The following is a 24,947-nucleotide window of genomic DNA, read 5'->3' on the forward strand; positions in this document are numbered from 1 at the left end:
CTACGCCACGACGATCCACAAGAGCCAGGGCTCGGAGTACCCGGTCGTGGTCATTCCGGTGACGCTGCAGCATCTGGTCATGCTGCACCGGAACCTGCTCTACATCGGTGTCACCCGGGGTAAGCGCCTGGTCATCTTGGTCGGCGAGAAGAAGGCCTGCGCGGTGGCGGTCTACGGCACCATGACCAAGCCACGCTTCACTAGGCTGCGCGAGTGGGGCGAGATCTACGCCAGGCCGGCTTAGGCGGAGTCTTCGCCAGCGTGTCCCCTCTTGCGGCGGGGAACCTGCAGCACCGACCGGCAGGCTGTGCTATAGCTCTGGACCGGAGCAGAAGGATTGTGTCTGTCCTGGGAGACGCGCGCTTGCTGTCGGGAAACCTGCCATGAAGATCAAGGCATTCGATGCCGTCGTACTCAGGAAACTGCAGCCGGAGATCGAGGCGGCGCTCGCCGCCCTCGGCCGCAGGCATGGTATTACGATCCGCGCCGGCATAGCCCGCTTCCGGGAGGGCACGGCCGAGATCAAGCTCGAGCTGGCGGTGATCGGCGGCGACGGCAGATCAGTTCGCCGGGAAGCCGAGGACTTCGCCAAGTACCACGCGATGTATGGTCTGGAAGCCGGCGATCTCGGCCAGGTCGTCATCCTCGACCGCGAAGAGCACCGCCTGGTCGGGCTGGCGCCCAACCGGCCCAAGTACCCGATCGTCATGGAACGTGTGCGTGATGGCAAGGTGGTGCTTTGTACCGAGGACGTGATCGACAAGATCACGGCTCTGCGTTTGCTGAAACCGTCATGATCAACGCTGGGCGGACGGTCGCTGACAGAGTGCCGGATTTGGCAATACCCAAAGCTCGGCCATCGCCGACAGACAGGTTCGGGTGAGGAACATTTGCTGGATAGAGACGAGGTGAACTCCGGAAGAGTTTCCCGGCCACTTCGAACCTGGCCGGAATGAACGAGCTCTCCCGGTGCGGCATCGCCCAGGTCAGTCTGACCGCCGCCCGGCATCAGGATCCAGGCGATTACCCCTCCGGCGACAGGGAGCGCCGGCGCAACGGTCCCCATCGACACGACCGTTAAACCTGCTTCATTCGGCCGCAAACACCCGCACCTCACCGCTGCCGCCGCAGGTCCAGGTGACGAGCAACGTCGACCGGCCCCGGATCCCGCACATCGTTTCGTAGCTCTTCCCTCACCTGCGTGATATGTCTCCGGCTTCAGCTATACAGCTTCCGTGATCAGACGCAGAAGACGAGGATGCTCAGTGAGACCGCCCAACCAGAACCGATCGGGATCCCGGAACCGGTTTCCTGCTGGCCCTAAGCCATCACAGCCTGGCGGTGCCGCTCGTCTGGATCGGGGGCGCGGCCGGGGCGGCAGCGAGAGCGCTATGGCGAAACACACCCGCTACCTGGAACTTGCCCAGCAGGCCAGAACGGCTGGTGACGAGGTGGCGATGCAGCACAACCTCCAGCATGCCGAACACTGGTACCGCACGGTCATGGCTGACCGACGGACCGGGGATGATCCGCAAACGACACTCGAAGGGGAGGTCCTCGCCGACTGAGGCGATACGGTAGTGGTCCTGGCATACCCTGCCGCCCCGGCTCAGTCACGCGGAACCCGGCTGGACGCTTCAGATCCGTCACGGACTGAATGGCCGTCGCGACAGGACGCCGGACAGGCCCGACGAACCGGATGAGCGGACACTGGCGTCTGGATGGAATACCAGATCCTTCCTGATCAGCACCGCCGCTGACAGATCGGCTCCCCGATCCGTTCGTGCCGTTCCCACCTCCGGTCCGGCCCATCCTTCATCCCGGACGGAATGATCTGTCGAGTGTAGCGTCGGTGCAACCACACCCTTAAAATCGCCCTGAGATGCAGGCTGTCCGGCGCGTTTGCCTTGTCACCCGGTCGAACCAGTGGCAATCGAAGAGACGCTGCCGATGGAGGCAGCCTGTTTGAGGGAGGTTGAGGATGAACCAGACGGACCTGATTGCCGCTGTTGCGGAGCGTGCCGGCCTGACCAAAGCCGACGCCGGCAAGGCGGTTGAGGCGCTGGTCGGCACGATCACCGAGACGCTCAAGGCGGGCGACGAGATCCGCATCGCCGGCTTCGGCACCTTCGGGATTTCCGAACGCGGTGAGCGACAGGGGCGCAACCCTCAGACCGGTGCGCCGATCACGATCTCAGCTTCCAAGGCCGCTAAGTTCACCGCCGGCAAAGGCGTCAAGGACGCGCTCAACGGCGGCTGAGTCTATCGGGCTGGCACCCTCGGCCCGGTCGGCGATCCGAGGGTGCAAAGGTTGAAGCTTTCGGATGGTGCCGGGGGCGACAGTCGCCCGCAGTCAGATCCCGGACCCGGTGTCGGTTGAACGGCACCGGTGCGTCGTGTCAGGAGGAGTAGGGGACAAAACCTTGATGGATCGGGATCAGGCCCGCACCGACTATCACCGGATCCTGGCGGGCGTTGTCCGTCATCATCAGGCCCTGGACCACCACGTCGCCGGGGCTGCAATGGCGCGTGTCGCCAAGCGGCTCGGTTTGAGGCTCAGAGGCGGGCTCATCGATGCCGGCGACGACGAGATGGCTCTGGTCTCCGACCTGGCGATCTACGGCCGCGTCGCCGGATCGACCCGGGCGATCGACCGCTACGCCCGAGCGGTTTCAGGATCCCTCGACGCTTTCGACCGGGAACTGGTCGAGGCTCTGAGCCGGAGCTGGTTCTCGATCGTCCGGTTCGCCGCGCGTCATCCGGTGGCCGGCTGGTACGTCGACGACCTCCTGCTCGAGCGGACCGGTCTCTGGCTGATGAACGAGGCGCTGGAGCAGTCGGCGCGCGAGGGCATGAGCCTGGGCACCCGGTTGTTCGAGGTCGGCGGCTTCGTTCTCTCGACCGGTGCCGCAGCGCCGCTCACGGACGCCTGGATGGAGGTTCTGCGCGACGATCTTTGGACGCGGCGCAAACCGGGGGCGCTGACCGATGCCGAAGTCGTTACACTGTATCGGCTGACGCTGTCGTCTGGTCTGGTGGCACGGCACAGAAACGCTCTCGATGGCCCAGCCTGAAGTGCCGGTGCCGGGCCGGCATCCTCTCCCGGCACCGGCGCCGGGCCAGCGTCTCACCCGACAGTTGGAGAAAGTTCGATGAACCCCAGCAGCTCTACCGCTTCTTCCGAAGAGATGGTCGCCCTGACCAGCCGGATCACCGCCGCCTACCTGCGCGGCAACGCCCTGCCGGCGGCCGACATCGCCGGCGTGATCGCCATCGTTCACGGCTCTCTCCTCCAACTCGGTCAACCGGCGACGCAGCCGGAGGAAACCCTGAAGCCGGCGGTGCCGATCCGCCGATCGGTCACGGCCGAGTACATCGTCTGCCTGGAGGACGGCAGAAAGCTGAAAATGCTCAAGCGTCACCTGAAGGCGACTTACGGCATGACGCCGGACCAGTACCGGACCAGATGGAACCTGCCGGCGGACTACCCGATGGTGGCGCCGGCTTATGCCGGGAGGCGCAGCGACCTTGCCAAGGCAAGCGGCCTGGGCCGGCGCCGACCGGAACCCGAACCGGTTACCGTCCCGAAAAAGCATGGCCGTCCCAGGGCGACGGCCTGATCCTTCGCACCCCGACTCCGCGCACCGGTGATGACCGGGACATCGCCGTCGTCAGTGGCGCAGGTCGGTGACCTTGAGGGCTTCCCACATCCAGCCGAAATCATAGGCTGGATGACCCTTGGCCTGACTGCGGCGCGCGGCGCCGTTCTCCAGGTACTTCAGCCATTCGACCACCTTTCGGCGTCCGGCCTTAGACCGGGCCGCCTGCTTCGGGCTCTTGCCGTCCAGCATCGGGATCGGCTGAGACAGGATCTCGCGGTAGTGACGGTCCTCGACCTCGTGCAGCAGCGCCGCCATTTCCTCCGGCGGCAGCGGCGGTTCGGGCGGGGGTTGATCGTCTCCCGCAGCCGCCGCGTGCTCCGCCATCGCCTGCTCGGGTGTCTGCAGCGCGGTCAGCGGCGCCTTCACCAAGGAGCCGAGCACCTCGCCAAGCCAGCTTTTCCCGCGCTCGGCCCGCTCCACTGAGTTCGTCTGCAGCACCACGGCGGCCGGATCCAGCCGGACCGAGCCGAGAACCCGCCCGCCCTGCTCGTCATAGGTCCTGATCATCACCGCACCGGATGAGGTGCCCGGCACGGCGCTGACCGGAGGCGCGTCGGTCAGCCATGTCCAGGCCGGCTGACCGGGCTCGTCCCGGACCAGACCCGGCAGGCCGTCGAGGCGGTTCTCGATCTCGCCGGACCGGGCGGGATCCTGGATCGGGAACCGCGTTTCCGAGAAGATCAGCTTGTCACCGTCGAAGTTGACGAGGTTGGGCATCGACTGGCCCAGGACGCTGCGCAGGGAACGGGTCAGCCACGCCTGGGTGAACAGCGGCGCCATCTCGCCGAGAATGGCGTCCGCCACCGGATACTGATCGATGTCGCCGATCGGGACGCCCTGCTGTCTGGCCTGCCGCTTGACGCTGCGGGCGAAACTCTTCCGGGCCTGGGTGAACTCGTCGAGCAGGGTGTCGCTGTCCTCGAACGTCAGCGGCACGACGCCGCCGGCCATATGGATCTTATTGCCGACCGGCAGCATTCGGGCGGCGATGCGGTCCCACTGGGCGAGGCCCTGGGAGGCCAGCTTGTCCCTGACCTGGATCGGCTCGCCGCCACGGATCAGATCGCGGGCCATGAAGTAGCGGCCCGGCGTGGTGCCGACGACCTCGTACAGGCTCATGACCGAGCGGCGCAGGGCTTCCAGGTAATGCCTGACCGGCGCCGGCTCCTTCCAGCCGCGGCGCTTCAGGTAGTCGTCGATGACATTCCCGTCGTCGGGCTCGAAGTCGCAGGTCGCGAAGTCCTCGAAGGCGCAGCCGATCAGCTGGGTATAACCGCCCGCTCCGAGCAGATCCGGCAGCTCATCCGGCTCGAGGTCGAACTGCTCGAAAGCCGGCTCGAAGTGGTCGGCGATGATGGCGTCGAAACGGTCACGCCATTCCTCCCGCTGCGCCCACTTCATGATGGCGGCGATCGCCTTGTCGTGAGCGGAAACCCGCATGTCTCGCCCTCCCAATCCGTCATGGCGTGAAACAGTATCGGGTCAAAAGCCGCCCGGCAAAGGCGTTGAACGGATCAGAGGGGGCAGGGCGTTCGAGGGATGACGAGCCGGGTGGCCTTCGCCCTGACGGTATCCTGTCAGCCTAGGAGACGAGGGCAGCCGCTCTCATATCCAGTTGACCCGGATACCGTTGATCCGCTGGAGCCGGCGGTGTGATCACCTGGAAACCAGCGTATCTTCCGGTTCCGGCACGATCACGATCAGGCAGCTCCCGGCTCTTCTGTTCCGTCAGCGGTTGGGAAGGGTTTGTCGCCGCGGGCGATCCGGTCGAGCAGGCGGCGGACGCCGCGGGTCCGCTCGTCGGCGGCGGCAATCAGCCGGTCGAGTGCGTCGAAGTCGAAGCTCGCCGCCGTGAGGCGCGTCGGCTCGGCTGGCTCGGCGTCCGGCGTTGCATCCGCCACCCCGGCATCGTCCGCCAGTTCGGCGAAGGGCGCGATCAGGACGCGCTTCGGCCGCCCGCGCGGCCCTCCCCTGGCCCGGCGCTGGACGGCAGTCGTCTCGGCCCGGATCGGCAGCAGGCGTTTGAGGCCGTAGAGCCGCCGGGCGCCCCGCCCGGTCCGGCCGGTGACTTCGGCAGCGACCTCGAGCTGGACCAGCGCCTCCAGCATTCGCGACGCGCCCTCGACCGAGCAGCCCAGCGCCTCGGCCAGAGCGGAGATCGACAGCAGCGGCGATGCGGCCAGCAGATCGACCGCCGCCGGCAGCCGGCTGTTGGACCGGGCGCCGGCGCGATGGTCGACCCGGAGCCGGGCCTGGCGCCACTCCCGCTCCATCGTCAGCAGCAGGTCGCGGCCCTCGGCGGCCTCGCGCCCGACCGTCTCGAGAAAACGCACCGTGAAGCCGTCGGGATCGACCGGCCCGGCCCGCAGGGAATCGCCGCCGGTGACGGCGGCCAGCCTGTGGATCGTGATTCCGCGGTCGCGCAGGTAGAGCGGCACGGCGGCGCGAATGGCGGGCCGGCTGCCCTGTCCCGCCAGCCACTCGAGCATGCCCTGGGCGGTGGCGACCAGTGCCGGCTGGCCACCGCCGCAGTCCCGCAGGCTGTCGAGGGCGATGTCGCGCAGGCGTTGCTGTTCGCGGTCGGGCGCCGCCATCCAGGAGCGCAGCTCGATCGCGTAGTTCAGGCCGGCGATTTCGCGGCCGCGTTCGGGTGCGGAAGCGGTGTCGCCGAGCCGGAGCGGCAGGCCGTGGAGGTGGGCGGCGAGGCGGAACAGGTCGACCTTTCTGCCGTCGGCCCCGGCGTGGCGGCGGGCGGCATCGAGTTCGCTCCAGAAGGTCCAGGCGCGCCGGAGCGGGTTGCCGGCCAGGGCGGCATCGAGGCGGCCGACGGCAACGGCAGCATCCTCCAGCGCCGTGACGATCCCGCCGGCGACGAACAGGTCAGCCATCGCTCACTCCGCACCGCCACGCCGTCACCGTCAGACCTTCCCGTGAACATACCTTTTGCATTTGAATACAGCAGTTTATCCCGTTTTATCAACTCAGAATGCATTTAAATTGATAGGCCTCTATTTTTACTTTGGTCCAGTCTAACTTCCGATAACCTTGTATTATCGGAAGTAAATTGCCCTGTCCCGAATTGGCTGCTATCTTCGGTGTCGCCGGCGAGCCTGCTTGGGCCGGAAACAGCGACGATGCTGAGGAGACGGACCATGGACCTGCAAGACCTGATCGTTTCCGACCGCGACCTGATGGGCGGCGAACCCTGCTTCCGGGGTACCCGGGTACCGGTCGCTACCCTGTTCGACAATCTGGCCGACGGCGTCTCGCTTGACCAGATCCTCGCTGAGTGGCCCAGCCTCAACCGCGCCGACGTTGTCGCCGTGCTTGCCCTGGCTGGCCAGTACGTCCGCCGCGCGGCGGCCTGAGCGGTGCGCATCCTGATCGATGAGTGCCTGCCGACGCGCTGCCGCACCTGGTTCCCTGGTCACGTCGTCGAGACGGTCGCGTTCCGCGGCTGGAAAGGTGTCCTCAATGGCGCCCTGCTCACCCGCGCCGTCGAGGCCGATTTCGATGTGTTGCTGACCGCAGACAGGCAGATGTATCGGCAGCACGACTTCAGCAGACTGCCGCTGGCGGTCGTCGTGACACCCGGCAACAGGCTGAGCATCCTCAATGGTCTGAGAGAAACCATCGTCACCGCAGTTGAGCGAACTGCGATGGGGGACTACGTCGAAGTTCCAGGACCAGGAATTGCTGACGAGACCCTCGACGGATCGTAAACGGCATCATGAACAGCAATCCCCTCCCGGAACTGCCAGCGCAGACCGTTACGCTCCGGACCGGACGGGCGGTCGACCGTCTCACCGCGACGGCGGAGAAGGCCAAGCAATATGCCGAGCGCGCCCGCTCGACCAACACCCGACGGGCCTACAGGGCGGACTGGGACCACTTCGCCGCCTTCTGCGACAGCCACGGCCTGATAGCCCTGCCAGCGACGCCGGAAACCCTCGGCCTTTACCTGACCGATCTGGCGGAAACCGGCTACAAGGCCGCCACCCTGCAGCGCCGCCTTTCCGCGATCCGGGAGGCCCATCGGATTGCTCGGCACACCCTGGATACTGGCCACCCCGCCGTCCGTGAGGTTTGGCGCGGCATCCGCGGCGTGATCGGCACGGCGAAAACCCCGAAGGCGCCGGCACTCGGCACCGACATCCTGGCTATGCTCGCTACTCTGGGTGACAGCACCGCCGGCCAACGTGACCGCGCCCTGCTGCTGCTCGGTTTCGCCTCGGCTCTGCGCCGCTCCGAGCTGGTCGGGCTGGATGCCGGGCCGGGCCAGACGCCGGGTGATCCTGCCGGCCACGGCTGGATTGAGTTCTGCGACGAGGGCATCCGGATTCAGCTCGTCCGTTCCAAGACCGACCAGCAAGGGGAGGGGCGTTCGATCGGCGTGCCCTTCGGCGTCCATCCCGACACCTGCCCGGTAGCCGCAGTCCGGGCCTGGCTCGACCATGCCGGCATTGTCCACGGCCCACTGTTCCGCCCGGTCGGTCGGGCCGGCACCATTCGGCTGGACCGCCTGACCGACCGTTCGGTCGCCCTGATCGTCAAGCGCGCTGCCGAAGCCGCCGGACTGGAGTCCGCCACTTACGCCGGCCACAGCCTGCGCAGCGGTCACGCCACCACGGTCGCGATGAACGACGGCGACGAGCGCGCGATCCAGGCCCAGCTCGGACACTCCAGCGCCGAAATGACCCGCCGCTACATCCGCGAGGCCAACATCTTCCGGCGCAGTTCCGCCGGAAAGCTCGGGCTTTGAAAGGTGAGCGCCCAAGTCGCTGTCAGCCGCAGTCGCATCTGCCGCTGTCAGGCTCAGGAGACGGCATTGAGTCTCCTATATATGTCGAATGTAAAGAATGGGTCCCCCAAGGTTGGCAAGGATTTGCAGACGCTGTCCGCAGAACTGGGCGGCATGATCTGACCAGCCGTTAGCTCTCAGTCGATTTGAGACCCAACAATGTCCGGGCTTTCCGGAGCAAGGAAACCGCTTATGCCCAGCAGCGAACCGTTCACCCTTGCCGTCTGTGCCGAGATGGTGTTCCGCAGCCTGCCGATCACGGAGCGGGTCCGCCGCATCTCCAGCCTCGGTTTTCAGGTTGAGATATGGGACTGGACCAAGCACGACATCGACGCGCTGGTCGGCACTGGCGCCACGTTCTCGTCCATGACGGGATACGTCACCGGCACGCTTGCCGACGACGATGGAGCGGACGAACTGATCCGTACGGCGGAACAGTCGATCCCAGTTGCCGAGCGGCTCGGCATCCCACGCCTGAACCTGCACGGCACTGGTCTTGACGGCCACGGCCTGCCGGTCAAGCCGGCTCATGAGGTTACCGGGGCGATGTGGCTCAAGGCGCGGCACACGCTCGACCGCATTGCCGACCTCGGCGAGCGGGCCGGGATGACCTTCGTCCTGGAAAACCTGAATGCCGCCGTCGATCATCCCGGCGTTCCGTTCGGCCGGGCCGGGGACACGCTGGCGCTGGTGCAGGCGGTAAACCGGCCAGGATTGCGGATGATGCTCGATATCTATCACGCGCAGATCGGCGAAGGGAACCTGATCGAGCTGCTGCGCCGGGCAGCGCCGTTCATCGGCGAGATCCAGGTGGCCGACGTCCCCAGTCGCTGCGAGCCCGGTACTGGCGAGATCAACTACCCAGCCATCGCCAAGGCGCTCGCGGATATCGGGTACTGCGGCACGGTCGGGCTCGAAGCCTGGGCGTCCGGCGATGACGAACTGGCGCTGCGGCGCTTCCGGTCGGCTTTCACCCTCTCCCGGTCACCATCGGTCTGATCGGGGCTGGCGTCACTGGTCCCCGCCACGGTCAAAGCATCGCCCATTGGGCTTTTGAAACAAGGCGTGCCGCGACGGCCGATCCCGCGACCGGCTGAGCATGACTGAGACAGGATTGCTTAAAAGAACCGCCAATCAGAGCCTCGGCGATTTCCTGGGCGGTTGACCGAATCTGCCGTTGCTGAGATCCCTGGCAAAATCGCCAACCCATTCCCATCCCGGCCCGAGGCGATAAACTTCGACTGCCTGGGTGAGAAGGTTCCTGATGCCGAGCTGGCCGGTACAGGTCTCGACCTCGGCTTGCGCCTGGTCGAGCTCCTCCTCCTGAAGTTCGAAATCCTGTTCGCGCCAGCCGTTCTCACGCAGCACCGCACTGAATTGGGCGAACTCATCATCGGTGATCAGGTGGAATGAGGTCATGCTGATCAGTCCTCACTGAAGGTCTGCATCAGTATGCTCCGTTCGACGCGGCGTGTCGCCTGAAGCTCCACGGAGAGTACCAGAAACCCTGGGGCAGCTCGGCCTTTCCGTAACATCGCTTCCATCAAAGACCTGGCCGGCTTCCGTTTCAGTGTTGGCGAATTTTCAGGAAAGGATCAGGCGGAGATCGCATAAAGACTGCGGGTCGGGATGGGCGCACCCTCGGCGGTGAAGCCGTTGTTCATCGCCCAGATCGCCGCTTGGGTGCGGTTGTTGACGTCGATCTTGCGCAGCAGCGTCTTCAGGTGGACCTTGACGGTCGCTTCCGTGATGCCGAGCTTGATCGCGATCAGCTTGTTGCTGGCGCCGGTCACCAGCGCCTGAAGGATCTCCTGCTCGCGCGGAGACAGGCCACGGACCGAGTGCTGCGGCGCAATGACGTTCATGTCGAGCAGCATAGCGGCCAAGTTGGTCGGGAACACCTTCTCGCCCATCATGACGAGTTCCAGCGACTGGAGCAGGGCTTCCGGCGAGACATCCTTCATCAGGTAGCCGTCGGCGCCGGCGTTCATGGCGTCGCGCAGGGCATCCACCGCGAAGTCGCTGGCCAGCACGACGATGCGGGCTTCCGGGTAGGCACCTCGAAGCTGTTGCAGATCGCCGCCCTCGCCGACGATCACCAGACCCGAGGCAGCCGCACCCTCAATTGCCTGCTCGGTGGTGCTGAACTCCGCCTCGACCGCAAAGCGGGTGTCGGCAAGCAAATGCTTCAGCCCCTGGCGGAACAGGCGGTTGGCTTCGATCAGGATGGTGCGGGACGAGGTCATGGCGGCTTCTCCAAATGCGTTGATGATCATCGTCCGCGTGATCCGGCTTGGTCTGCCCTGGCGCGTTCGATGCTGCGTTGGAGCAAGAATGAATGATATTTAGGATGATATAAAGATAAAATTAATACTTTATCGTGAGATAATGGTGCTAGGCGACTTTGGCTACCCAGTGACCCTGCTTATGCGGCCGAATGACCGCAGAGCTGTGCAAAATGGCCGAACCTGATCAGGGCGGCGTTCCGGACACTTCGGCGACCTGCTTCCAGAAGCCGGTCTTTCGATCATGGCTGGCGCGAAGGCGACTGGTGAAGGCCTCGTCGGTTTCGAACGCGCCATAGTCCTGGATCATCGTGGCAAGGGACTGGCATTCGAGAAGGTGCCGGGCGGCATGCTTGTAGCGGGAGGATTTCGCACCGTCGAGCGTGTCGTCGATCATGGCCCGCCGCAGCAGGGTCGCAGCCAAAGGATGTCGGCCCTCGATCTGGCGCGCCACCGGATCCAGCAGATAGTAGGCGTTGCCGTCGATCTCGGAAGCGCGCTCGAGCACGAGCTGGTCGGCGTAGGCCGGGTTGGGCCACTGATGGAAGAAGTACAGCGCTGCCGGGAAGCTCCTGAAGCCGAGGGCGTGCTGCATGGCCCAGTCCTCGGCCTCGACGTCCTCAAAGTCCGGCAGCTTCTTCAGGTAGGCGCGCAGGCTCTCGGAGGAGAGACGCTCCTCGAACGCCGCCCGACGGAGCTGCTGGGCGCGCTCCCCGTCGCCCTTCGCGTCAAGTGCATCGATGTAGACCTCCTCCCAGACATCATCACGACCGCGCAGGTATCCCAATTCATACAGTTCGTCATATTGGCGCGATCTGTCCGCCGGCGGCGTCGGCTTTGCCCGTTCCAAGGCGGCAAAGGCTTCGTTTCCCCGACCGGCAGCCAGAAGACGGCGGCCAACCGCCGCGCCGATGGATGGGCGATCGAGATCCTCCACCGGAATCAGTGCTATGTAGGCATCGACATCGCTCTCGCTGTCCGCCAGTGCCTGCAGGGCCCGACGGAAGGCATCGGCGTCCCGGTCCCGCTTATTCCCTCCATGGGACCGGGAGGTCAGCGCCTCTGTCAGTCTTGTCCGGAGACGGTCGACTCCCATCTCGCCGAGCGCCGGATAGATCCGCTGCACCAGATCGTCGAACAGGCCATAGTCGTTCTTCGAGAGAGCCGTGAAGACGCGGTCCGCCAGGCTCGCCGGATCAGGCCGCGCCAGCACGGCGATGGTCGCGAGATTGTCGCAGGCCGTGTGGAAGACGTCCCCGACCGAGCCGTTGCTGTCGTCAACGCGATTGAAGACCGGCTCGGCGAGATCCATGAACCGCCACATCAGGTCCAGTGCCAGGTCAGGCCGGGTCTGGGCGATCCGGTCGACGATCATCACCCGCTGCTGATCGAGATCTTTCAGGAATTCCCGGCGCTTCTGCCAGTCGACGAAGGATCGGGCGTTCCGTAGGGCGGTGAGGCGCTTACCGACTTCGGCGCCGAGAGCGTCGCCCCCGCCGGTCTGCTCGGCCAGCTCCAGGCGCAGACGCCGCTTGATTTCGGCATTGCCGGCCGCGACATCAATGAGGATGGCGGCGAGGCGTTCCGGGCCCAGCGCCGCAAGATTGTCCAGGTTGAGGGTCTTCTTCGACGCCATGCCGTCAGTATCTCCCTATGCTTTCGAACCGGCTGCCTGAGATCCGGATGTAATGGACTTTCATCGACCTCGATATCCGCCACTTTCATGCCGTTGCTGTGGGCGGCTGCGGCGATGACCCTGCCCATCGATTCATTCTCCGGTTCCAGGCTTCCATTGTACTGGAGGCACAACACGGGTTGAGGTCCGGCGGCTCTGCTTAGCGGTGCGCGCAAGGCATTGCGGGAACAGGCCGGCACTGCCGGCCTGAGTGCGCAGTCAACTCTAGAGGTACCTGGCGTTTTCCCTGCGCCATCTCAGGCCGTCAATGCTGATGCGCCCGGGCCCGGCAGCGACTAAAGCCAACAGACCGCCGAAGATCGCCAGATTTTTCATGAACTGGGTCTGCTGCGCTGCCTGCTGCTCTGGCGGATAGTTCCAGAAGAGGTGTGCTATGTAAGTCGCGGCGACGGTGAAGGCCGCGACCAGCAGCGCCGCCAGCCAAGTCCAGGCACCGAGAATGATGGCGAACCCACCGAAGAATTCGATGGCGGCTCCCAGCGGGGCCATGACCGATGCGACCGGCACGCCCATCCCTTCCATGCGGCCAGTGAAGGACGAGATTTCCATCAGCTTGCCAAAGCCGCTGTTCACGAAGATCGCGCCAGTCGCCACGCGGCCGACGAGAAGCAGAAGATCCTGCCAGCCGGCCGTGATCCTGTCCCCGGTCAGCTCCACCTCGGCCGGCGGAAGCGCCCTGATCGTTTCGCCATATTTGGCCATGTCGCACTCCACTTGATTATCGTTTTACCGAAAAGGCGCATCCCGCTCAGGCGGAGCGAGACCAGCGGATGAACGCAATGGGATGGGTGAAGATCCATCGAAGCCACAATCAAAGCAGCTGGGTGTCGCACACCGTGCGTGACATCGTTGCTGCCAACATTGGACTACTTTCAGCGAGGTCGTGGAAAGAAATCACCGGACGAGTGTTATGTCGTCAGTTTGTCCCGCCATCCGAGTTGGCGAAACCGGCGCGGACGAGAAAAAGTGCGGGACGGACATCGAACTGAATAATGAAAGTCAGGAACAAGCATGCCAAGGCAAGTCAAGTCGAATGAGGATGAGTTGTTTGCGCTGTGTGACGAGATCCAGGCGATTGACGGCAAGGTGACGGCTGCGCGTCTGCGCGAGGCCGCCGGTGGCGGTGGCCATATTCGTTTGAAAGCAGTGGTGGAAGCCTGGCGGGGACGCCAGAATGGGACGGCGGAACCGGCGGAGGATAGCGTTCCGGAAACAGCCGGGCGGGGCAGGGGCCAAGCAGGTAAGTCTCAAAGCAAGGGCGGGCGTCCGGAGCAGGATGCCAAGACGCCGGCACAAGGCCGTCCGTCGCGGCGCAGGAGTAAGGTTGCAAACGATGGCATCACGCTTGAGGATGCCGAGCAGGCCGAGATTGCGATGGAGGCGGGAAGGGTCAAGGCCGCGCTGTCCGGTGGGAATGCCACGAAGACCGAGACACCGGACGAGCCGGATGTTCCATCATCGATCGAGCAGGCCGAGGCGGAGGTCACCGAAGCTCTGGACGCGATTGCCGTGCAGGAAAGTGAGGATGCGCCTGCACTTGGAACTGAGGTCGTCAACGTCACCAAATCCAACACTCAGCCGTTAGAAGAAACAGCTGACGCGCCGGCATGGCCAGCACCGACCTCACCAAAGGTGGGGCCATCCGTCCCAGGTGCTGATGCCGAGATCGCCCGCCTTCAGGCCCATGTTGAAGATCTCCGGCGCGAGAACGGCATGCTGTGGGATCAGGTCAGACACGAGCGTGAGGCCAGGATCCGGGAAATCGAACTCCTTAACGGCATGATCCAGGGAATGCGCCGTTAAAACCGCGCAAGATGTGGCGGATCCTATCTTCATGGACTTGCCTGCACTCACGGGTTCAGTGTCGGGACACAGTGCACCATCAGTCCGAGACCGGAGATACCCTCAGTCACCCCACATGTCGCCGGTCAGGAGCGAGGTATCAACGAGATGGATGCTGTATGGACCAGGAGCACCGGTGCAGGGATGGCCTCGGGGATTGCAGACGAACCGAACGCCGCTTTCAGTGAAGTCCATGGGATGAGGAGCATGACCGAAGCACCAGACGGTCAGCTTCCCGCCATCCAGGCAATCCGACCAGATAGGTGCCAGGTTCGTGCTCTCCACGGTTTCATCTGTCAAAGTCGCAGTTTCGTTGCATACTGGTACAACACGACTAAAGGGATGAGGGGCCGCGTGCGTCACGACGACGATCTCACCAATTGTCGGATCCGCCGCCGCCTCGCTGATCCGACAGGCAAGCATCGCGGCCTGGTCAGCGTGCCAGCCGGCGACGCCGCACACGAGGGTGTGCCTGATCAAGACACCGGCCCTGCCGTCGAGATAATGAATCCCGTCATTCCGCGCCGCTAAATGGCGCAACGTCTCCATGCCTTCGGGAACCGATAGGCCGGCTTGGAACTCATGATTTCCGTCGACGAAGATCACGCGGTCGAATGCTTCGCGAGCCGCGAGCACCTCCACCCAGGTGCGTTCCAGAGAGCCTGAGGTGTTGCCGGCGATTACAAGAATGTCGACCCCGATCCACTGGCGGACGAGGCGCCAGTCAATCTGCTCACCGGCCGGGGAGCAGTCGGTATAAAGGTCGGACGCCAGGGCAAACTTCATGACTGTTCCGTTCACTGACACTCATGACAACAGTGCCGGTGTCACCGGATCTCCATACTGGCGTACAATGCCCTGAGAGAAAGCTAATCGGGAGCTTGATCAACCCGGCTGCCGGTCAGGACTTCCCAGCAGGACGGCATGGGCCATCGATGAGAGGACATCCTCCACTGGACGCGCCACAGTGGCGCGGCTCCAGTTCCATAGCGATCCAAGACGTTCACCAATAGCCGAGATGTCGACGCCCTGCGGAACGCTATGAGGCTCGCCCTCGTTCTGATGCGACCATGCCGCGTCAGGGCCGGCCTGACGACAGGGGTGACCGCGAGGGAGCTCCCACTGCCGGGATCGACTGCTGGCATAGCGGTTATCGTTAGCCTGAAAATGCAGCGCTATGTCGAGAATGAGATGGTCAGGGATCTCCTGGGCAAGGAAATCCGCAAGCTTATATGATCTCATGGTGCCTCTGCGTCATGTCCATAGGCCATCGATGAGTACAGTTGCGCCGACTGGATCCAGCCGGCTTCCTCAGATCTGTCGATGGCCCAATTGTCGAGCATGAGGAAGCCGTAAAGATATTCCTCGCGAATGCTCTCGGAATGCCTAATGCCTGGGCGATGTTTCAGGCGATAGCGTCAGATGGTTTTCCCAGGCCTATGGGGTGTTGTGCCGGATCAGCCGACCCGGGCGCGACGAACCGCAACAGGATGCTCCACGGTCAGCGGCCACAACCGGCCGCTATCGGTAATCACGTCCCAGACGTCAGGGCGCTCAGCGTACACGCGGCGCAGAAGGGCATCCAGATCCGCCCAGCAAGGCTGCCGCCGGCCATGGTGATCAACCAGCGGGCCCAGCGGATTGAAGTGGATGCCGAGGCGGGTCAGCAGGCGGAGCAGGGCCGGTTCCATGACGGCCGCCCAGTGCGTGATGCCTTCCCTGGCGCTCATCTCGACGCAGGATCTGATCAGGCCAAGGGGCAGATGGAAAAGCAGTTTGCGCCACTCCTCCGGCGTCAGAGTAGCCTCGACCCCCTGGTCCGGCGTGTGCTGGCGGAAGCTTTTGGCGATGGAGAAGCGCGAGATCTCTGCGGTGCGCTCGATCGGGAAGGGCGCCTGGGCATCGCTGGCAATATCACCGGCGAGCTGCCTCATGGGCAGAACGCGCTTCTCGCCACTGCGGGAGGGTAGAACCAGCCGGACCGTTCCAATGGTGTTGCCGGTCGAGCGCTGGGTCAGCAGAGAATGTACGGAATGGCTGTCGTAGCTATCGGTTTCAAGACCGTCCGGGTTGTCTTCAGGGTCTTCAAAAGCGTTGTCGATACAGTAAACCTGATACCGAATGCGGAAACAGTCGACACGTTCCTCGGTACGATCTGCAATGGACGAAGCAAAAATTGATTTGTAGTGCTCGATTCCCGTAACGCTGATATCGGGCTGATGCTCAGGAGTCTTCGGCGTCAATGGCGTCGCGGTGGCTAAGCCCCGGTCACTGGTTCTGACCATGGCTGATCCGCTCGTCAAATGAGTCATCAGGTTTCCCAAGTAAACACTGTTGCAGATACCAACCGACCCTGCGGCGGCAACGATCTCCTCAGCCAGTGTTTATCGGTTAAGTCCTAACAAACTGGAGTGGAGTTGATCTTTTCTGCGACGAACTTATGCGTAAAAGCCCTGAAGCTGATGTGGCAATGAGCGGACGAGATGGGGCATTATTGTGACCCGAACAGGACAATACTGTGAGATGCTGTCTGGTATGCTGCTCACGAATGAAGAAGCTGCCGGTGAAATGAAGAATTGAAGAAGGATAATTTCAACTCAGCTTTGCCAAATACCAGCCTGTTTGGTCAGGTCCGTGCCGGTGGGCAGGTTTAGGCATGGCTGCAACATCTATGACTTGGCTGAACGCGGTTCAACTTTGTGGTTTCACGGGGTGTCGACTTCTGGCTTCGGCCAAAGCCTGCCACCATCGGTGATCACGTTCCAGACGTCCGGACGTTCGGCATGAACACGGTCGAGCATGATGCCAAGGTCAACCCAGCAGGGCTGGCGGCGGCCATGGTACTCCACCAGCGGACCCAGCGGATTGAAGTGGATGCCGAGACGGGTCAGCAGGCGGAGCAGAGCCGGCTCCATCACCGCGGCCCAGTGCGTCATCCCTTCGCGCACGCTCATCTCGACACAGGACCTGATGAGGCCCAGCGGCAGATGGAGGAGCATCCTGCGCCATTCCTCGGGCGAGAGCTGAGCTTCGAACCCATGGTCGGGTGTGTGATGGCGGAAGCTCCTGACGATGGAGAAGCGGGAAACCTCGGCGGTGCGCCGGACCGGAAAGGGAACCACGTCGTCGGCCGCAACTGCTCCGGCGATTCGCTGCATCGGGAGCAGGCGGCGCTCGCCGTCCTCGTCAGGAAGAACCAGGCGGACGGTGCCGATGGCATTGCCGGTGGCGTTGTGGGTCAGGATTGAGTGAACGGAATGGCTGTCGAAGCCGTCGTGCTCGAGACCAGCGGGGCTGTTGGCCGGATCTTCGAACCCATTGTCGATGCAGTAAACCTGGAAACGGACGCGGAAACACTCATCCCGGATTTCCGGAGATGTGGCAATAGATGAGGAGAAAACAGAGCTGTAGCATTGCAGGGCAGTGAATTGCGAGGATTGACAGGAAGGCTGCGGCACTTCCCGGTGGACAAGCAGGACGTCCTGTTTCAATAAACCGGCATTACTGACGCTAAGACCCTCGAAAACGCACTTCTCTACTCTGCTGCTCGAGTGGTACATCCCGCGCTCCATTTTATCAGACGTTTATTTTAGCAGGTCGTGGCCGGCTCCTGGATCGACGCAAAGATCCGAATTACGAAGCCTGAGGGTGCCTCCGGAAGACAATTCTCAACCTGTCCTGCAGGTCTCTTTCATCGCATTAAAGCGTTTGTTTATTAATGTCAGATTAACATGCTTGTTTTTTTTGGGATTAACTTTATTAGATTGAAAAGCAGGTGACGTATAGCCGGAGAATTAGTTCGAAAATGACAGCAGACAGTTTTTGTTCTGTCCCGATAACGGCGACAATATGGATCCTGCCAATGTCAGCGGCTCAGGTGCCTCAAACAGGAAGGAGGCACTGATCTCGAGTGCCTCTGGAGAATGCTCTGCTGACTAAATCCGGCGATCCATTCAAATATGCACAGCCCCGCTGAGAACCCTCCGCAATGACTGCAACCATCTTTGTTCATGAGTGTTGTTTTTGCAATGTTATGACCAAGCAGAAGAAATATAATTGCCGATTGGGGTTGAGGCTAAGTGATAGGGGAGTGTGAGTATGCGGGTTGTCGTTGTCGAAGATGAAGCCATCATTGCCTTATGTATCGGGATGATTCTCCAGGAAGCCGGGCATGAAGTCATGGGACTGGTGACCAGCTTCGATGGCTGTCTGAAGCTGGTTGAACAGGAGGTGCCCGAGCTGGCACTGATCGACATCAATCTCGAGAAAGGCGGCAGCGGGATAGATGTGGCGCGCGTACTGCTGGATCGTTGGAGGGTGATGTCGATCTTTGTCAGCGCTCAGCATCGGCAAGCGCGGGAGAACATGGGGGCAGCAATTGGCTGCCTGGACAAGCCTTTTGCGACGAAAAGCCTGGTGGAGACTATCGAAGTCGCAAAGGGTCTTAAGCAGGGTGTCATTCCTGGCACTTTGCCAAGGGGGTTGGATCTGTTCCTGGGTGATCCTGCCTATGACATGCATTAGCTACCATTCTTGATCCTCACCAAACGGCCGATTGTGGGCAGACGCAAAACTTGAAAACTACCTCTTCCCGGCAATATTCCGCGCCAGGATCGGTGGATTTTACACTCGCGACCAACCGCTGCCGCCAGTCGCCGGCAAAGCCAGCCGCAGTCCCGTCCTCGGCAAACCTGCCGTCCACCTTCGAAGCCTTCCCGAGCGCTTTCGGCAGTCCCCAGCTGGGTCAGCATCCGGATAACCGTCCTGAATAGACCCGAACCTCCGGCCCGACTGAGGAGTATTGCCAACGGGTTGACTATCGAGTTGGACGGGGCGGCGTCTCCGTATAGTCGTAGAACCCCTTACCCGACCTGCGGCCGATCCAGCCCGCCTCGACATATTTTAAGAGCAGCGGACAAGGACGGTACTTCGCATCGCCCAGTCCTTCGTAAAGGACTGTCATGACTGCGAAGCAGGTATCCAGCCCGATGAAATCGGCCAGTTCCAGCGGCCCCATCGGATGGTTGGCACCCAGCTTCAGCGCCGTATCGATCGACTCCACAGAGCCTATACCCTCGTACAGGGTGTAGACTGCTTCGTTGATCATCGGCAGCAATATACGGTTGACGATGAAGGCTGGGAAGTCTTCGGCCCTTACGGCGATCTTGCCTAGTTTTCCGATCAGCTCCTGGACCGCCTCGAAGGTCTCGTCATCGGTAGCAATACCGGGGATCAACTCGACCACCCGCATCGGCGGCACGGGGTTCATGAAGTGCATCCCGATAAACTTCTGCGGAGGGATGGTTTATTTATTGGGAGATGGAGACAGTTTTTGGCCCGTCTTCTGGTTTATGACTTCTCGATCAGGAGGCGGATTTTACCGGCAGCGATCTCTGGTGCCTCGTGGATGTCTAGGGTCGAGCGCGGACGCCCTTGGTCGTCCAGCAGCAGCATTGTCGCTGTGTGGTCCATCGTGTAGCCCCCGTCATCCTGGGGAACCTTGCGGGAATAGACGCCCAGGCTCTTGAGGGCAGCCGCAACCTGATCCGGGGCGCCGGTCACGCCGACGATGCGTGGATCGAAAAGGTCGGTGTACTCGGCCATGATGTTGGCCGTGTCCCGCTTCGGATCGACCGTCACGAACAAGGGACGTACCGACTCCGCCTGAGGGCCGAGTGCCTGGAGTGTGTTCGCCACGTAGGACAGCGAGGTCGGGCAGACGTCTGGGCAGTGCGTGAAACCGAATACCACCAGCGTTAGCTTGGCCCGCAGGTCATCGGGCGTGAAGGCGCTTCCTGTCTCGTCCAGCAGTCGCCAGTCAGCTCCCTCGGCCATTGGGCGACCGGGTTCAACCAGACCCTCGCGTCGTGGTTCGTCACTCGACACTACCAAAGTCAGGAGGGTGACCGAAATGGTAACCATGCCGACGAGTGTCCACAGTAAGAAACGGAGTTTCTTCAGGTTAGACATTAGCATCCTCACTCCGGTCCCAGGGCGCCGGGTTTGCCAACCTTGACCGGGACCTCGACTTTTCCGGCCTTCTCAAAGGTGATGGTCAGCGGGAACTGCTGGCCGAGCTTCAGACCGCTCTTGAGGTCCATCAGCATGATGTGCGTTCCACCAGGCTTCATCTCCAGCGCGCCGCCTGGCGGCACGTTGAGCGGGCTGGCCTCGCTCATGCGCGAGACGCTGCCTTCCTGTCTTGTCTGGTGAGCCACGGTATGGCTCGCCACCGGCGTTTCCAGGGACGGGATACTATCGGGCTCAGAACCGCTGTTCCTGACCACCAGATAGGTGGCGCCGGTCTTGGCGGACGGCGTGGTTGCCCGCGCCCAGGCCTGCTCGATGACAATGTCGCCAACCCTTGCCGTCTTGGCATGAACCGACACGACGAAGGCAAAGACCAGCGTGATGGCGCCGACGATGACGGAATGCTTTGACATCAGGAATCCTGAGGGGAAAGTTGACTGGCGCGCGCAGGGTTGTGCTGGGCGCTTGACCGACGGAGCAGTCGCAGAGCGTTGAGGGTGACCAGCACAGTGGCCCCGGTGTCGGCCAGGATCGCGAGCCAGAGGTCCGTCACGCCGAGCAGGGTGGTGACGAGGAACACGGCCTTGAGACCGAGGGCGACCGCTACGTTCTGGTGGATATTCGTCATCGTCGCGCGGGACAGTGCTATGAGGTCGGCGACACCCTCGACCCGGTTGCCGAGCAGTGCTGCGTCCGCCGTCTCCAGTGCGACGTCAGTGCCCCCGCCCATGGCAATGCCGACATCGGCCGCCGCCAGCGCCGGCCCATCGTTGATGCCGTCGCCGACCATCGCGACCGGAGCCTCGGCTTTCAGAACCGCGATCTCGTTCAGCTTGTCCTCGGGCAGAAGCCCGGCCTTGACCTCAACGCCGAGCTTCCGCCCGATGGCTTGCCCGGTCCGTGCGTTGTCGCCGGTTAGCATGACGCTGCTGACACCGAGTTTCCGGAGTGCCGCGATGCCCCGCACAGCATCGGGCCGCGGCTCGTCGCGCAGAGCGATTAGGCCCACTGGCTGTTCGTCGGCGAGGACCACGACGACGGTTTTGCCCTCGTCCTCCAGGGCCGCGATGCGGGTGGCGGGCATGCCCCCCGAGCCGCAGCGTTCCACCGCGTAGCGCGGCGAGCCGACCTCGACAAGTTTCCCACCAACCATGGCTTGCGCCGCCCGTCCTGGAAGGGCCTTTTGCTCGCGCGCCGGACGAAGCGGAACACCGTCGCCCGCCGCCCGGTCCAGGATGGCTCGAGCGATCGGGTGGCTGGAGCCATTCTCCACGGCGGTCGCCATCCCGAGCAGGAAACGGTCGGTTCCCGTCAGTGGCACCAGGTCAGTCACTTGCGGTCGTCCCTGTGTCAGCGTTCCGGTCTTGTCGAAGGCAATAGCGCGGACCCGGCCGATCGTCTCGAGGGCAGCGCCTCCCTTGATCAGCAGACCGCGGCGCGCGCCGGCGGCGATGCCGGAAGTGATGGCAGCCGGTGTGGAGAGGACCAGGGCGCACGGGCAGCCGATCAGCAGCAGTGCCAGACCGCGGTAGATCCAAGTGTGCCAGTCCGCCCCGAAAGCGAGCGGTGGAACCAGGACGGTCAGGACCGCGACCAGGATGACGAAGGGCGTGTACCGCGCGCTGAACCGCTCGATGAAGCGCGCCGTCGGCGATTTGGACGCCTGCGCCTCCTCGACAAGGTGGATGATGCGGGCGATGGTATTGTCAGCCGCCGCCCGCGTCACCCGGACCCGCAGGGCGCCGGTCGCGTTGATGCCGCCTGCGATGACCGGTGAGCCAACCTGCTTGGGGACAGGGACCGACTCCCCCGTGATCGGGGACTCGTCCACGTCGGATTCGCCATCAACGACCTCGCCGTCAGCCGGAATGCGGTCCCCGGGCCGGACGAGCACCACCTGACCGATCTCCAGGCGTGACGCCGGAACCTCGCGGGCGGTCTCGCCGTCGATCACGAGGGCGGTGCGCGGCACAAGGGCCGCCAGCGCCGCAATGCCGGACCGAGCCGAGCCTGCCGCAACACCCTCCAGGAGCTCGCCGACGGCGAACAGCAGGACCACGATCGAGGCCTCGGCCGTTTCGCCGATGATCAGCGCTCCCGCAGTGGCGATCGACATCAGCATCTCGATGCTGAACGGGGAGCCAACACGGGCCAGCGTCAATGCTCGGCGTCCGAAGACAACCAGGCCTACGAGGGCGGCGGGGACCAGGGCGTAGTCCGCCAGGGCCGGGAGGATCCAGGAGATTAGAAAGCCCACGGCGACGAGGAGCCCGATCAGGCCGGTCAGCCGGGCCTTGGGCGTCGTCCACCACAGCTGTCCCGCAGAATCTGTGGTGCCGGTGTCGGCCTCGCCTTTGGCCACCACCTGGATGTGATCCATGTCCTCGACACCAAAGCCGAGGCTCCGGATCGTGCCCTCCAGCCGCTCACGGGGTGTCGCGGTCTCGTCGAGCCGAAGCTTCAGGACTTGGGAGTGATAGCTCAGGCTAACGTCTTCGATGCCCGGGAGGCGCCCGACGGCGGTTTCGATCTTGGTCGCACAGCTTGGGCAGTCCATGCCCGCCACCTTGTAGCGGACAGCGCTCTTGCCCCCGGCCGTTGCCTGCCCGATATGTGCCTCGTCCAGCATGGAGCTCCCCATAAACATCGACGGGCGTTACCGTCGCCGTCTGGATGTGCTAAGGATGGACCCTGTAGCTGCTACAGGGTCAAGGGACGATACCGGAAAAATGACGTCGGTCGATCACACTATCGGCACGCTGGGCAAACTGACCGGCGTGAACATCGAGACCATCCGCTACTATGAGCGGATCGGCCTGCTGCCCGAACCGGCGCGCACTTCAGGCAACTACCGCGTTTACGGGGACACGCACGTCCGGCGGCTGACGTTTATCCGCAAAGCTCGCGACCTCGGGTTCCCGATCGAGACGGTGCGCCGGATGCTGGCCCTGTCGGACCAGCCGGACCGCCCTTGCGCTGAGGTGGACGCTTTGGTGGTCGAGCAGATGCGCGAGGTCGAGCGCAAGTTAGCGGACTTGGAACGGCTCAGGACGGAGCTCGACAGGCTCGCCCGCCAGTGCCGAGGCGGGCTTGTTTCGGACTGCCGGATCATCGAGGCGCTGTCTCCATAAGGTATTTTGGACTAAGCCGCTACGCGGCAGTCGTGTCGGGAGCCCCTTCCCCGTAGGGGCTAACCGGTGGCCAGAATGGCGTGCTTCGCTGGCCGCTGGAAGCGCGGTCCCCAAGACAACAAATTTGTGCCGATGACGTACCGTCCCTTCGTCCCCTTGCGCCTCCATCCCTGTGCCTTCATCTAATTCAGAACCTCTCGTCCTTTTTCACCGTTGCTGAGTTCATAACAGTCCACCGCCATTTCGACCATGCTCTACCTCAAGCTGCACAGCGGACTATTGTCTTACTGTAAGTCATTGAAACGGCAGAAGTGGCAAATGATTCAATGCCCATATACTCAAAAATCATGCCAATCGCGCGGAAGTTGTTTCATGCCCCAGCTTCCCGAGTCTTCGTGAATGCTGGTCCCCGTTCGCTGTCCGGCCCACCCGCGGCTCAGTCCAACCCGTTTTTAGCTTACCGTCGCGGGCTGCCACCTCCTGCCCAGCCACCAACTTGACACCGCGACGCCAAGCTAAAAACGCTCTGCATTATGGAAATATGCCGCGTCATTCCTCGGCATGTTGGGACGGATAGTAGAAGCTCGGATGATACTCGACCGTACCAGCCGGCACTGTCGCGCCGAATGGCAGCGACAGGAAGTACTCGGGTGGAGCGCCGGCGAAGGTCAGTTACGGGCTCGCCGCGAAGCCGAAGCGGGTGTAGAAGGCGGGATCGCCCAGCACGACGCAGCCGGCGGCGCTGATCGATTTCAAGCGGACCAAGCCGGCGTGGACAAGAGCTTGGCCGATGCCGGAGCGCTGCCTAGCCGGGATGACGGCGACAGGGCCGAGGCCGTACCAGTTTTGGGAAGCGCCGTCGATCTTCACGGGGGAGAAGGCGATGTGACCGACGGGGACACCGTCTTCGTCGACCACCAGTGACAGGGTCAGTGCGCCGGACGTTCTGAGGGCACCGATCAGGAAGTGTTCGCGCTGGTTGTCAACCGACGTCAGGATAGGGGTTCTTCGTTCTTTTGTGTGCACGTCTCATGGTTGAGTGAATGGATCGAGCAAGCGGTCTGCCGGGAGTGATGCCATGGCCCGTCAGGCGTCTTATATGATGACAGCATCTTCAACAACGACGCTGACTTTTATTGATCACCCTCGACCCTTCAGAGTTCTTCCCAAGTCTCCACGTCATTGATCGGATCGATCCTCGAAGCCCCCGTCTTACACTCCGAGTACAGATGGATCAGGTAGATGCCTCCTGTCCCGTCTGCGACGTTCGGTCAGCGCGGGTTCACAGCCACTACTGGCGCAGCCTCGGCGACGTTTCTTGTCTGGGGCAGCGACTTATTCTTCTGGTGCGCATCCGCCGCTTCCGATGTGCAAACTCCGTCTGCCGCCAACGGACCTTCGCCGAACGTCCCGATGCCATAGCCCGGCCCAGGGCTCGCCACACCGATCGTCTTCGCACCCTGCACCATGCCGTCGCCCTGGCGCTGGGCAGTAATGCCG

General features: G+C 63.0%; 27 protein-coding genes and 1 pseudogene. 14 read left to right on the forward strand and 14 right to left on the reverse strand.

The genetic code is table 11. From position 1 onward, the window contains the following. The 6 genes from N826_RS34765 to N826_RS34785 form a co-directional block, all read left to right on the forward strand. Positions 1-244, forward strand: a 244-nt coding sequence (locus N826_RS34765) for an ATP-binding domain-containing protein (protein ID WP_044436703.1), incomplete at its 5' end; no start/stop codon positions are given. Between the two features lie 139 nt (positions 245-383). Continuing rightward, a complete protein-coding gene (locus N826_RS34770; RefSeq protein WP_044436704.1) occupies positions 384-797 on the forward strand; it encodes a hypothetical protein in 414 nt (137 codons plus the stop codon). A gap of 468 nt (positions 798-1,265) precedes the next feature. Further along, positions 1,266-1,568 (forward strand): DUF4167 domain-containing protein, encoded by a 303-nt coding sequence (locus N826_RS45835; RefSeq protein WP_280178502.1) that lies wholly within the window; start codon positions 1,266-1,268, stop codon positions 1,566-1,568. A 413-nt stretch (positions 1,569-1,981) separates the two neighbouring features. Next, complete coding sequence (locus tag N826_RS34775) at positions 1,982-2,260, forward strand: HU family DNA-binding protein (protein WP_044436706.1); 279 nt, start codon at positions 1,982-1,984, stop codon at positions 2,258-2,260. Positions 2,261-2,426: 166 nt separating this feature from the next. Further along, a complete protein-coding gene (locus N826_RS40930) occupies positions 2,427-3,074 on the forward strand; it encodes a DUF7986 domain-containing protein (protein WP_052832608.1) in 648 nt (215 codons plus the stop codon). A 78-nt stretch (positions 3,075-3,152) separates the two neighbouring features. Further along, positions 3,153-3,620: a Ros/MucR family transcriptional regulator gene (locus N826_RS34785; RefSeq protein ID WP_044436708.1), complete on the forward strand. Its 468-nt coding sequence runs from the start codon at positions 3,153-3,155 to the stop codon at positions 3,618-3,620. A 51-nt stretch (positions 3,621-3,671) separates the two neighbouring features. Here the strand turns inward: N826_RS34785 and N826_RS34790 are convergent, their stop codons facing one another. Then, positions 3,672-5,102 (reverse strand): DUF7986 domain-containing protein, encoded by a 1,431-nt coding sequence (locus N826_RS34790; protein ID WP_044436710.1) that lies wholly within the window; start codon positions 5,100-5,102, stop codon positions 3,672-3,674. Positions 5,103-5,362: 260 nt separating this feature from the next. Further along, a complete protein-coding gene (locus N826_RS34795) occupies positions 5,363-6,550 on the reverse strand; it encodes a hypothetical protein (RefSeq protein ID WP_044436712.1) in 1,188 nt (395 codons plus the stop codon). A 264-nt stretch (positions 6,551-6,814) separates the two neighbouring features. Here N826_RS34795 and N826_RS34800 point away from each other — a divergent pair, with 264 nt between their 5' ends. From N826_RS34800 to N826_RS34815, 4 genes are all read left to right on the forward strand, one after another. Further along, a complete protein-coding gene (locus N826_RS34800) occupies positions 6,815-7,030 on the forward strand; it encodes a DUF433 domain-containing protein (protein WP_044436714.1) in 216 nt (71 codons plus the stop codon). A 3-nt stretch (positions 7,031-7,033) separates the two neighbouring features. After that, a complete protein-coding gene (locus N826_RS34805; RefSeq protein WP_052832610.1) occupies positions 7,034-7,384 on the forward strand; it encodes a DUF5615 family PIN-like protein in 351 nt (116 codons plus the stop codon). 8 nt (positions 7,385-7,392) lie between these two features. Further along, the gene (locus tag N826_RS34810) at positions 7,393-8,424 is read left to right on the forward strand and encodes a site-specific integrase (protein WP_052832613.1); all 1,032 of its coding nucleotides are present in this window, start codon (positions 7,393-7,395) and stop codon (positions 8,422-8,424) included. Positions 8,425-8,655: 231 nt separating this feature from the next. Beyond that, positions 8,656-9,462, forward strand: coding sequence for a TIM barrel protein (locus N826_RS34815; protein ID WP_044436716.1), 807 nt, complete (start codon positions 8,656-8,658; stop codon positions 9,460-9,462). A 135-nt stretch (positions 9,463-9,597) separates the two neighbouring features. Here N826_RS34815 and N826_RS34820 read toward each other — a convergent pair whose 3' ends face one another. The 4 genes from N826_RS34820 to N826_RS34835 form a co-directional block, all read right to left on the reverse strand. Further along, complete coding sequence (locus N826_RS34820; protein ID WP_044436718.1) at positions 9,598-9,882, reverse strand: hypothetical protein; 285 nt, start codon at positions 9,880-9,882, stop codon at positions 9,598-9,600. Between the two features lie 176 nt (positions 9,883-10,058). Continuing rightward, complete coding sequence (locus N826_RS34825; RefSeq protein ID WP_044436739.1) at positions 10,059-10,709, reverse strand: LuxR C-terminal-related transcriptional regulator; 651 nt, start codon at positions 10,707-10,709, stop codon at positions 10,059-10,061. 226 nt (positions 10,710-10,935) lie between these two features. Further along, complete coding sequence (locus tag N826_RS34830) at positions 10,936-12,384, reverse strand: DUF6880 family protein (protein ID WP_044436719.1); 1,449 nt, start codon at positions 12,382-12,384, stop codon at positions 10,936-10,938. 264 nt (positions 12,385-12,648) lie between these two features. After that, positions 12,649-13,146, reverse strand: a complete 498-nt coding sequence (locus N826_RS34835) for a DoxX family protein (protein WP_084721450.1) — start codon at positions 13,144-13,146, stop codon at positions 12,649-12,651. Between the two features lie 309 nt (positions 13,147-13,455). Here N826_RS34835 and N826_RS34840 point away from each other — a divergent pair, with 309 nt between their 5' ends. Then, positions 13,456-14,247, forward strand: a complete 792-nt coding sequence (locus N826_RS34840) for a hypothetical protein (RefSeq protein WP_044436720.1) — start codon at positions 13,456-13,458, stop codon at positions 14,245-14,247. A 102-nt stretch (positions 14,248-14,349) separates the two neighbouring features. Here the strand turns inward: N826_RS34840 and N826_RS34845 are convergent, their stop codons facing one another. From N826_RS34845 to N826_RS34860, 3 genes are all read right to left on the reverse strand, one after another. Beyond that, positions 14,350-15,072, reverse strand: a complete 723-nt coding sequence (locus tag N826_RS34845) for a metallophosphoesterase (RefSeq protein ID WP_044436722.1) — start codon at positions 15,070-15,072, stop codon at positions 14,350-14,352. A 671-nt stretch (positions 15,073-15,743) separates the two neighbouring features. Beyond that, positions 15,744-16,598 (reverse strand): PEP-CTERM/exosortase system-associated acyltransferase, encoded by an 855-nt coding sequence (locus tag N826_RS34855; RefSeq protein ID WP_084721451.1) that lies wholly within the window; start codon positions 16,596-16,598, stop codon positions 15,744-15,746. Between the two features lie 393 nt (positions 16,599-16,991). After that, entirely contained in the window at positions 16,992-17,777 is a 786-nt protein-coding gene (locus N826_RS34860) for a PEP-CTERM/exosortase system-associated acyltransferase (protein ID WP_052832617.1), read from the reverse strand. 607 nt (positions 17,778-18,384) lie between these two features. Between N826_RS34860 and N826_RS34865 the strand changes: the two genes are divergently transcribed. Beyond that, positions 18,385-18,810 (forward strand): response regulator, encoded by a 426-nt coding sequence (locus tag N826_RS34865; protein WP_044436725.1) that lies wholly within the window; start codon positions 18,385-18,387, stop codon positions 18,808-18,810. Positions 18,811-19,102: 292 nt separating this feature from the next. Here the strand turns inward: N826_RS34865 and N826_RS34870 are convergent. The 4 genes and pseudogenes from N826_RS34870 to N826_RS34885 form a co-directional block, all read right to left on the reverse strand. Beyond that, positions 19,103-19,582, reverse strand: a pseudogene (locus tag N826_RS34870) (3-hydroxyacyl-CoA dehydrogenase family protein); the annotation flags it as partial. A gap of 53 nt (positions 19,583-19,635) precedes the next feature. Continuing rightward, complete coding sequence (locus tag N826_RS34875) at positions 19,636-20,121, reverse strand: SCO family protein (RefSeq protein WP_169789477.1); 486 nt, start codon at positions 20,119-20,121, stop codon at positions 19,636-19,638. Between the two features lie 143 nt (positions 20,122-20,264). Next, positions 20,265-20,729 (reverse strand): copper chaperone PCu(A)C, encoded by a 465-nt coding sequence (locus N826_RS34880; protein WP_044436727.1) that lies wholly within the window; start codon positions 20,727-20,729, stop codon positions 20,265-20,267. After that, the gene (locus tag N826_RS34885; protein ID WP_044436729.1) at positions 20,729-22,945 is read right to left on the reverse strand and encodes a heavy metal translocating P-type ATPase; all 2,217 of its coding nucleotides are present in this window, start codon (positions 22,943-22,945) and stop codon (positions 20,729-20,731) included. Before N826_RS34885 ends, N826_RS34880 begins: the two co-directional genes overlap by 1 nt. Positions 22,946-23,045: 100 nt before the next feature. On the opposite strand from N826_RS34885, the gene N826_RS34890 reads away from it, so the two are divergent. Then, positions 23,046-23,447, forward strand: a complete 402-nt coding sequence (locus N826_RS34890) for a MerR family transcriptional regulator (protein ID WP_044436731.1) — start codon at positions 23,046-23,048, stop codon at positions 23,445-23,447. A 672-nt stretch (positions 23,448-24,119) separates the two neighbouring features. Here N826_RS34890 and N826_RS34895 read toward each other — a convergent pair. After that, a complete protein-coding gene (locus N826_RS34895; protein WP_052832622.1) occupies positions 24,120-24,473 on the reverse strand; it encodes a GNAT family N-acetyltransferase in 354 nt (117 codons plus the stop codon). 203 nt (positions 24,474-24,676) lie between these two features. On the opposite strand from N826_RS34895, the gene N826_RS46125 reads away from it, so the two are divergent. Next, positions 24,677-24,947 (forward strand): transposase family protein (locus N826_RS46125; RefSeq protein ID WP_169789478.1); only part of this gene is annotated, 271 nt, incomplete at its 3' end.

This window comes from Skermanella aerolata KACC 11604, from assembly GCF_000936425.1.
In the GTDB taxonomy this organism is placed as follows: domain Bacteria; phylum Pseudomonadota; class Alphaproteobacteria; order Azospirillales; family Azospirillaceae; genus Skermanella; species Skermanella aerolata.

Coding starts and splice junctions, on each gene's coding strand:
- N826_RS34770 (WP_044436704.1), top strand. CDS start 384: ATGAAGATCAAGGCATTCGATGCCGTCGTACTCAGGAAACTGCAGCCG.
- N826_RS34775 (WP_044436706.1), top strand. CDS start 1,982: ATGAACCAGACGGACCTGATTGCCGCTGTTGCGGAGCGTGCCGGCCTG.
- N826_RS40930 (WP_052832608.1), top strand. CDS start 2,427: ATGGATCGGGATCAGGCCCGCACCGACTATCACCGGATCCTGGCGGGC.
- N826_RS34785 (WP_044436708.1), top strand. CDS start 3,153: ATGAACCCCAGCAGCTCTACCGCTTCTTCCGAAGAGATGGTCGCCCTG.
- N826_RS34790 (WP_044436710.1), bottom strand. CDS start 5,102: ATGCGGGTTTCCGCTCACGACAAGGCGATCGCCGCCATCATGAAGTGG.
- N826_RS34795 (WP_044436712.1), bottom strand. CDS start 6,550: ATGGCTGACCTGTTCGTCGCCGGCGGGATCGTCACGGCGCTGGAGGAT.
- N826_RS34800 (WP_044436714.1), top strand. CDS start 6,815: ATGGACCTGCAAGACCTGATCGTTTCCGACCGCGACCTGATGGGCGGC.
- N826_RS34810 (WP_052832613.1), top strand. CDS start 7,393: ATGAACAGCAATCCCCTCCCGGAACTGCCAGCGCAGACCGTTACGCTC.
- N826_RS34815 (WP_044436716.1), top strand. CDS start 8,656: ATGCCCAGCAGCGAACCGTTCACCCTTGCCGTCTGTGCCGAGATGGTG.
- N826_RS34820 (WP_044436718.1), bottom strand. CDS start 9,882: ATGACCTCATTCCACCTGATCACCGATGATGAGTTCGCCCAATTCAGT.
- N826_RS34825 (WP_044436739.1), bottom strand. CDS start 10,709: ATGACCTCGTCCCGCACCATCCTGATCGAAGCCAACCGCCTGTTCCGC.
- N826_RS34830 (WP_044436719.1), bottom strand. CDS start 12,384: ATGGCGTCGAAGAAGACCCTCAACCTGGACAATCTTGCGGCGCTGGGC.
- N826_RS34835 (WP_084721450.1), bottom strand. CDS start 13,146: ATGGCCAAATATGGCGAAACGATCAGGGCGCTTCCGCCGGCCGAGGTG.
- N826_RS34840 (WP_044436720.1), top strand. CDS start 13,456: ATGCCAAGGCAAGTCAAGTCGAATGAGGATGAGTTGTTTGCGCTGTGT.
- N826_RS34845 (WP_044436722.1), bottom strand. CDS start 15,072: ATGAAGTTTGCCCTGGCGTCCGACCTTTATACCGACTGCTCCCCGGCC.
- N826_RS34855 (WP_084721451.1), bottom strand. CDS start 16,598: ATGACTCATTTGACGAGCGGATCAGCCATGGTCAGAACCAGTGACCGG.
- N826_RS34865 (WP_044436725.1), top strand. CDS start 18,385: ATGCGGGTTGTCGTTGTCGAAGATGAAGCCATCATTGCCTTATGTATC.
- N826_RS34875 (WP_169789477.1), bottom strand. CDS start 20,121: ATGGCCGAGGGAGCTGACTGGCGACTGCTGGACGAGACAGGAAGCGCC.
- N826_RS34880 (WP_044436727.1), bottom strand. CDS start 20,729: ATGTCAAAGCATTCCGTCATCGTCGGCGCCATCACGCTGGTCTTTGCC.
- N826_RS34885 (WP_044436729.1), bottom strand. CDS start 22,945: ATGCTGGACGAGGCACATATCGGGCAGGCAACGGCCGGGGGCAAGAGC.
- N826_RS34890 (WP_044436731.1), top strand. CDS start 23,046: ATGACGTCGGTCGATCACACTATCGGCACGCTGGGCAAACTGACCGGC.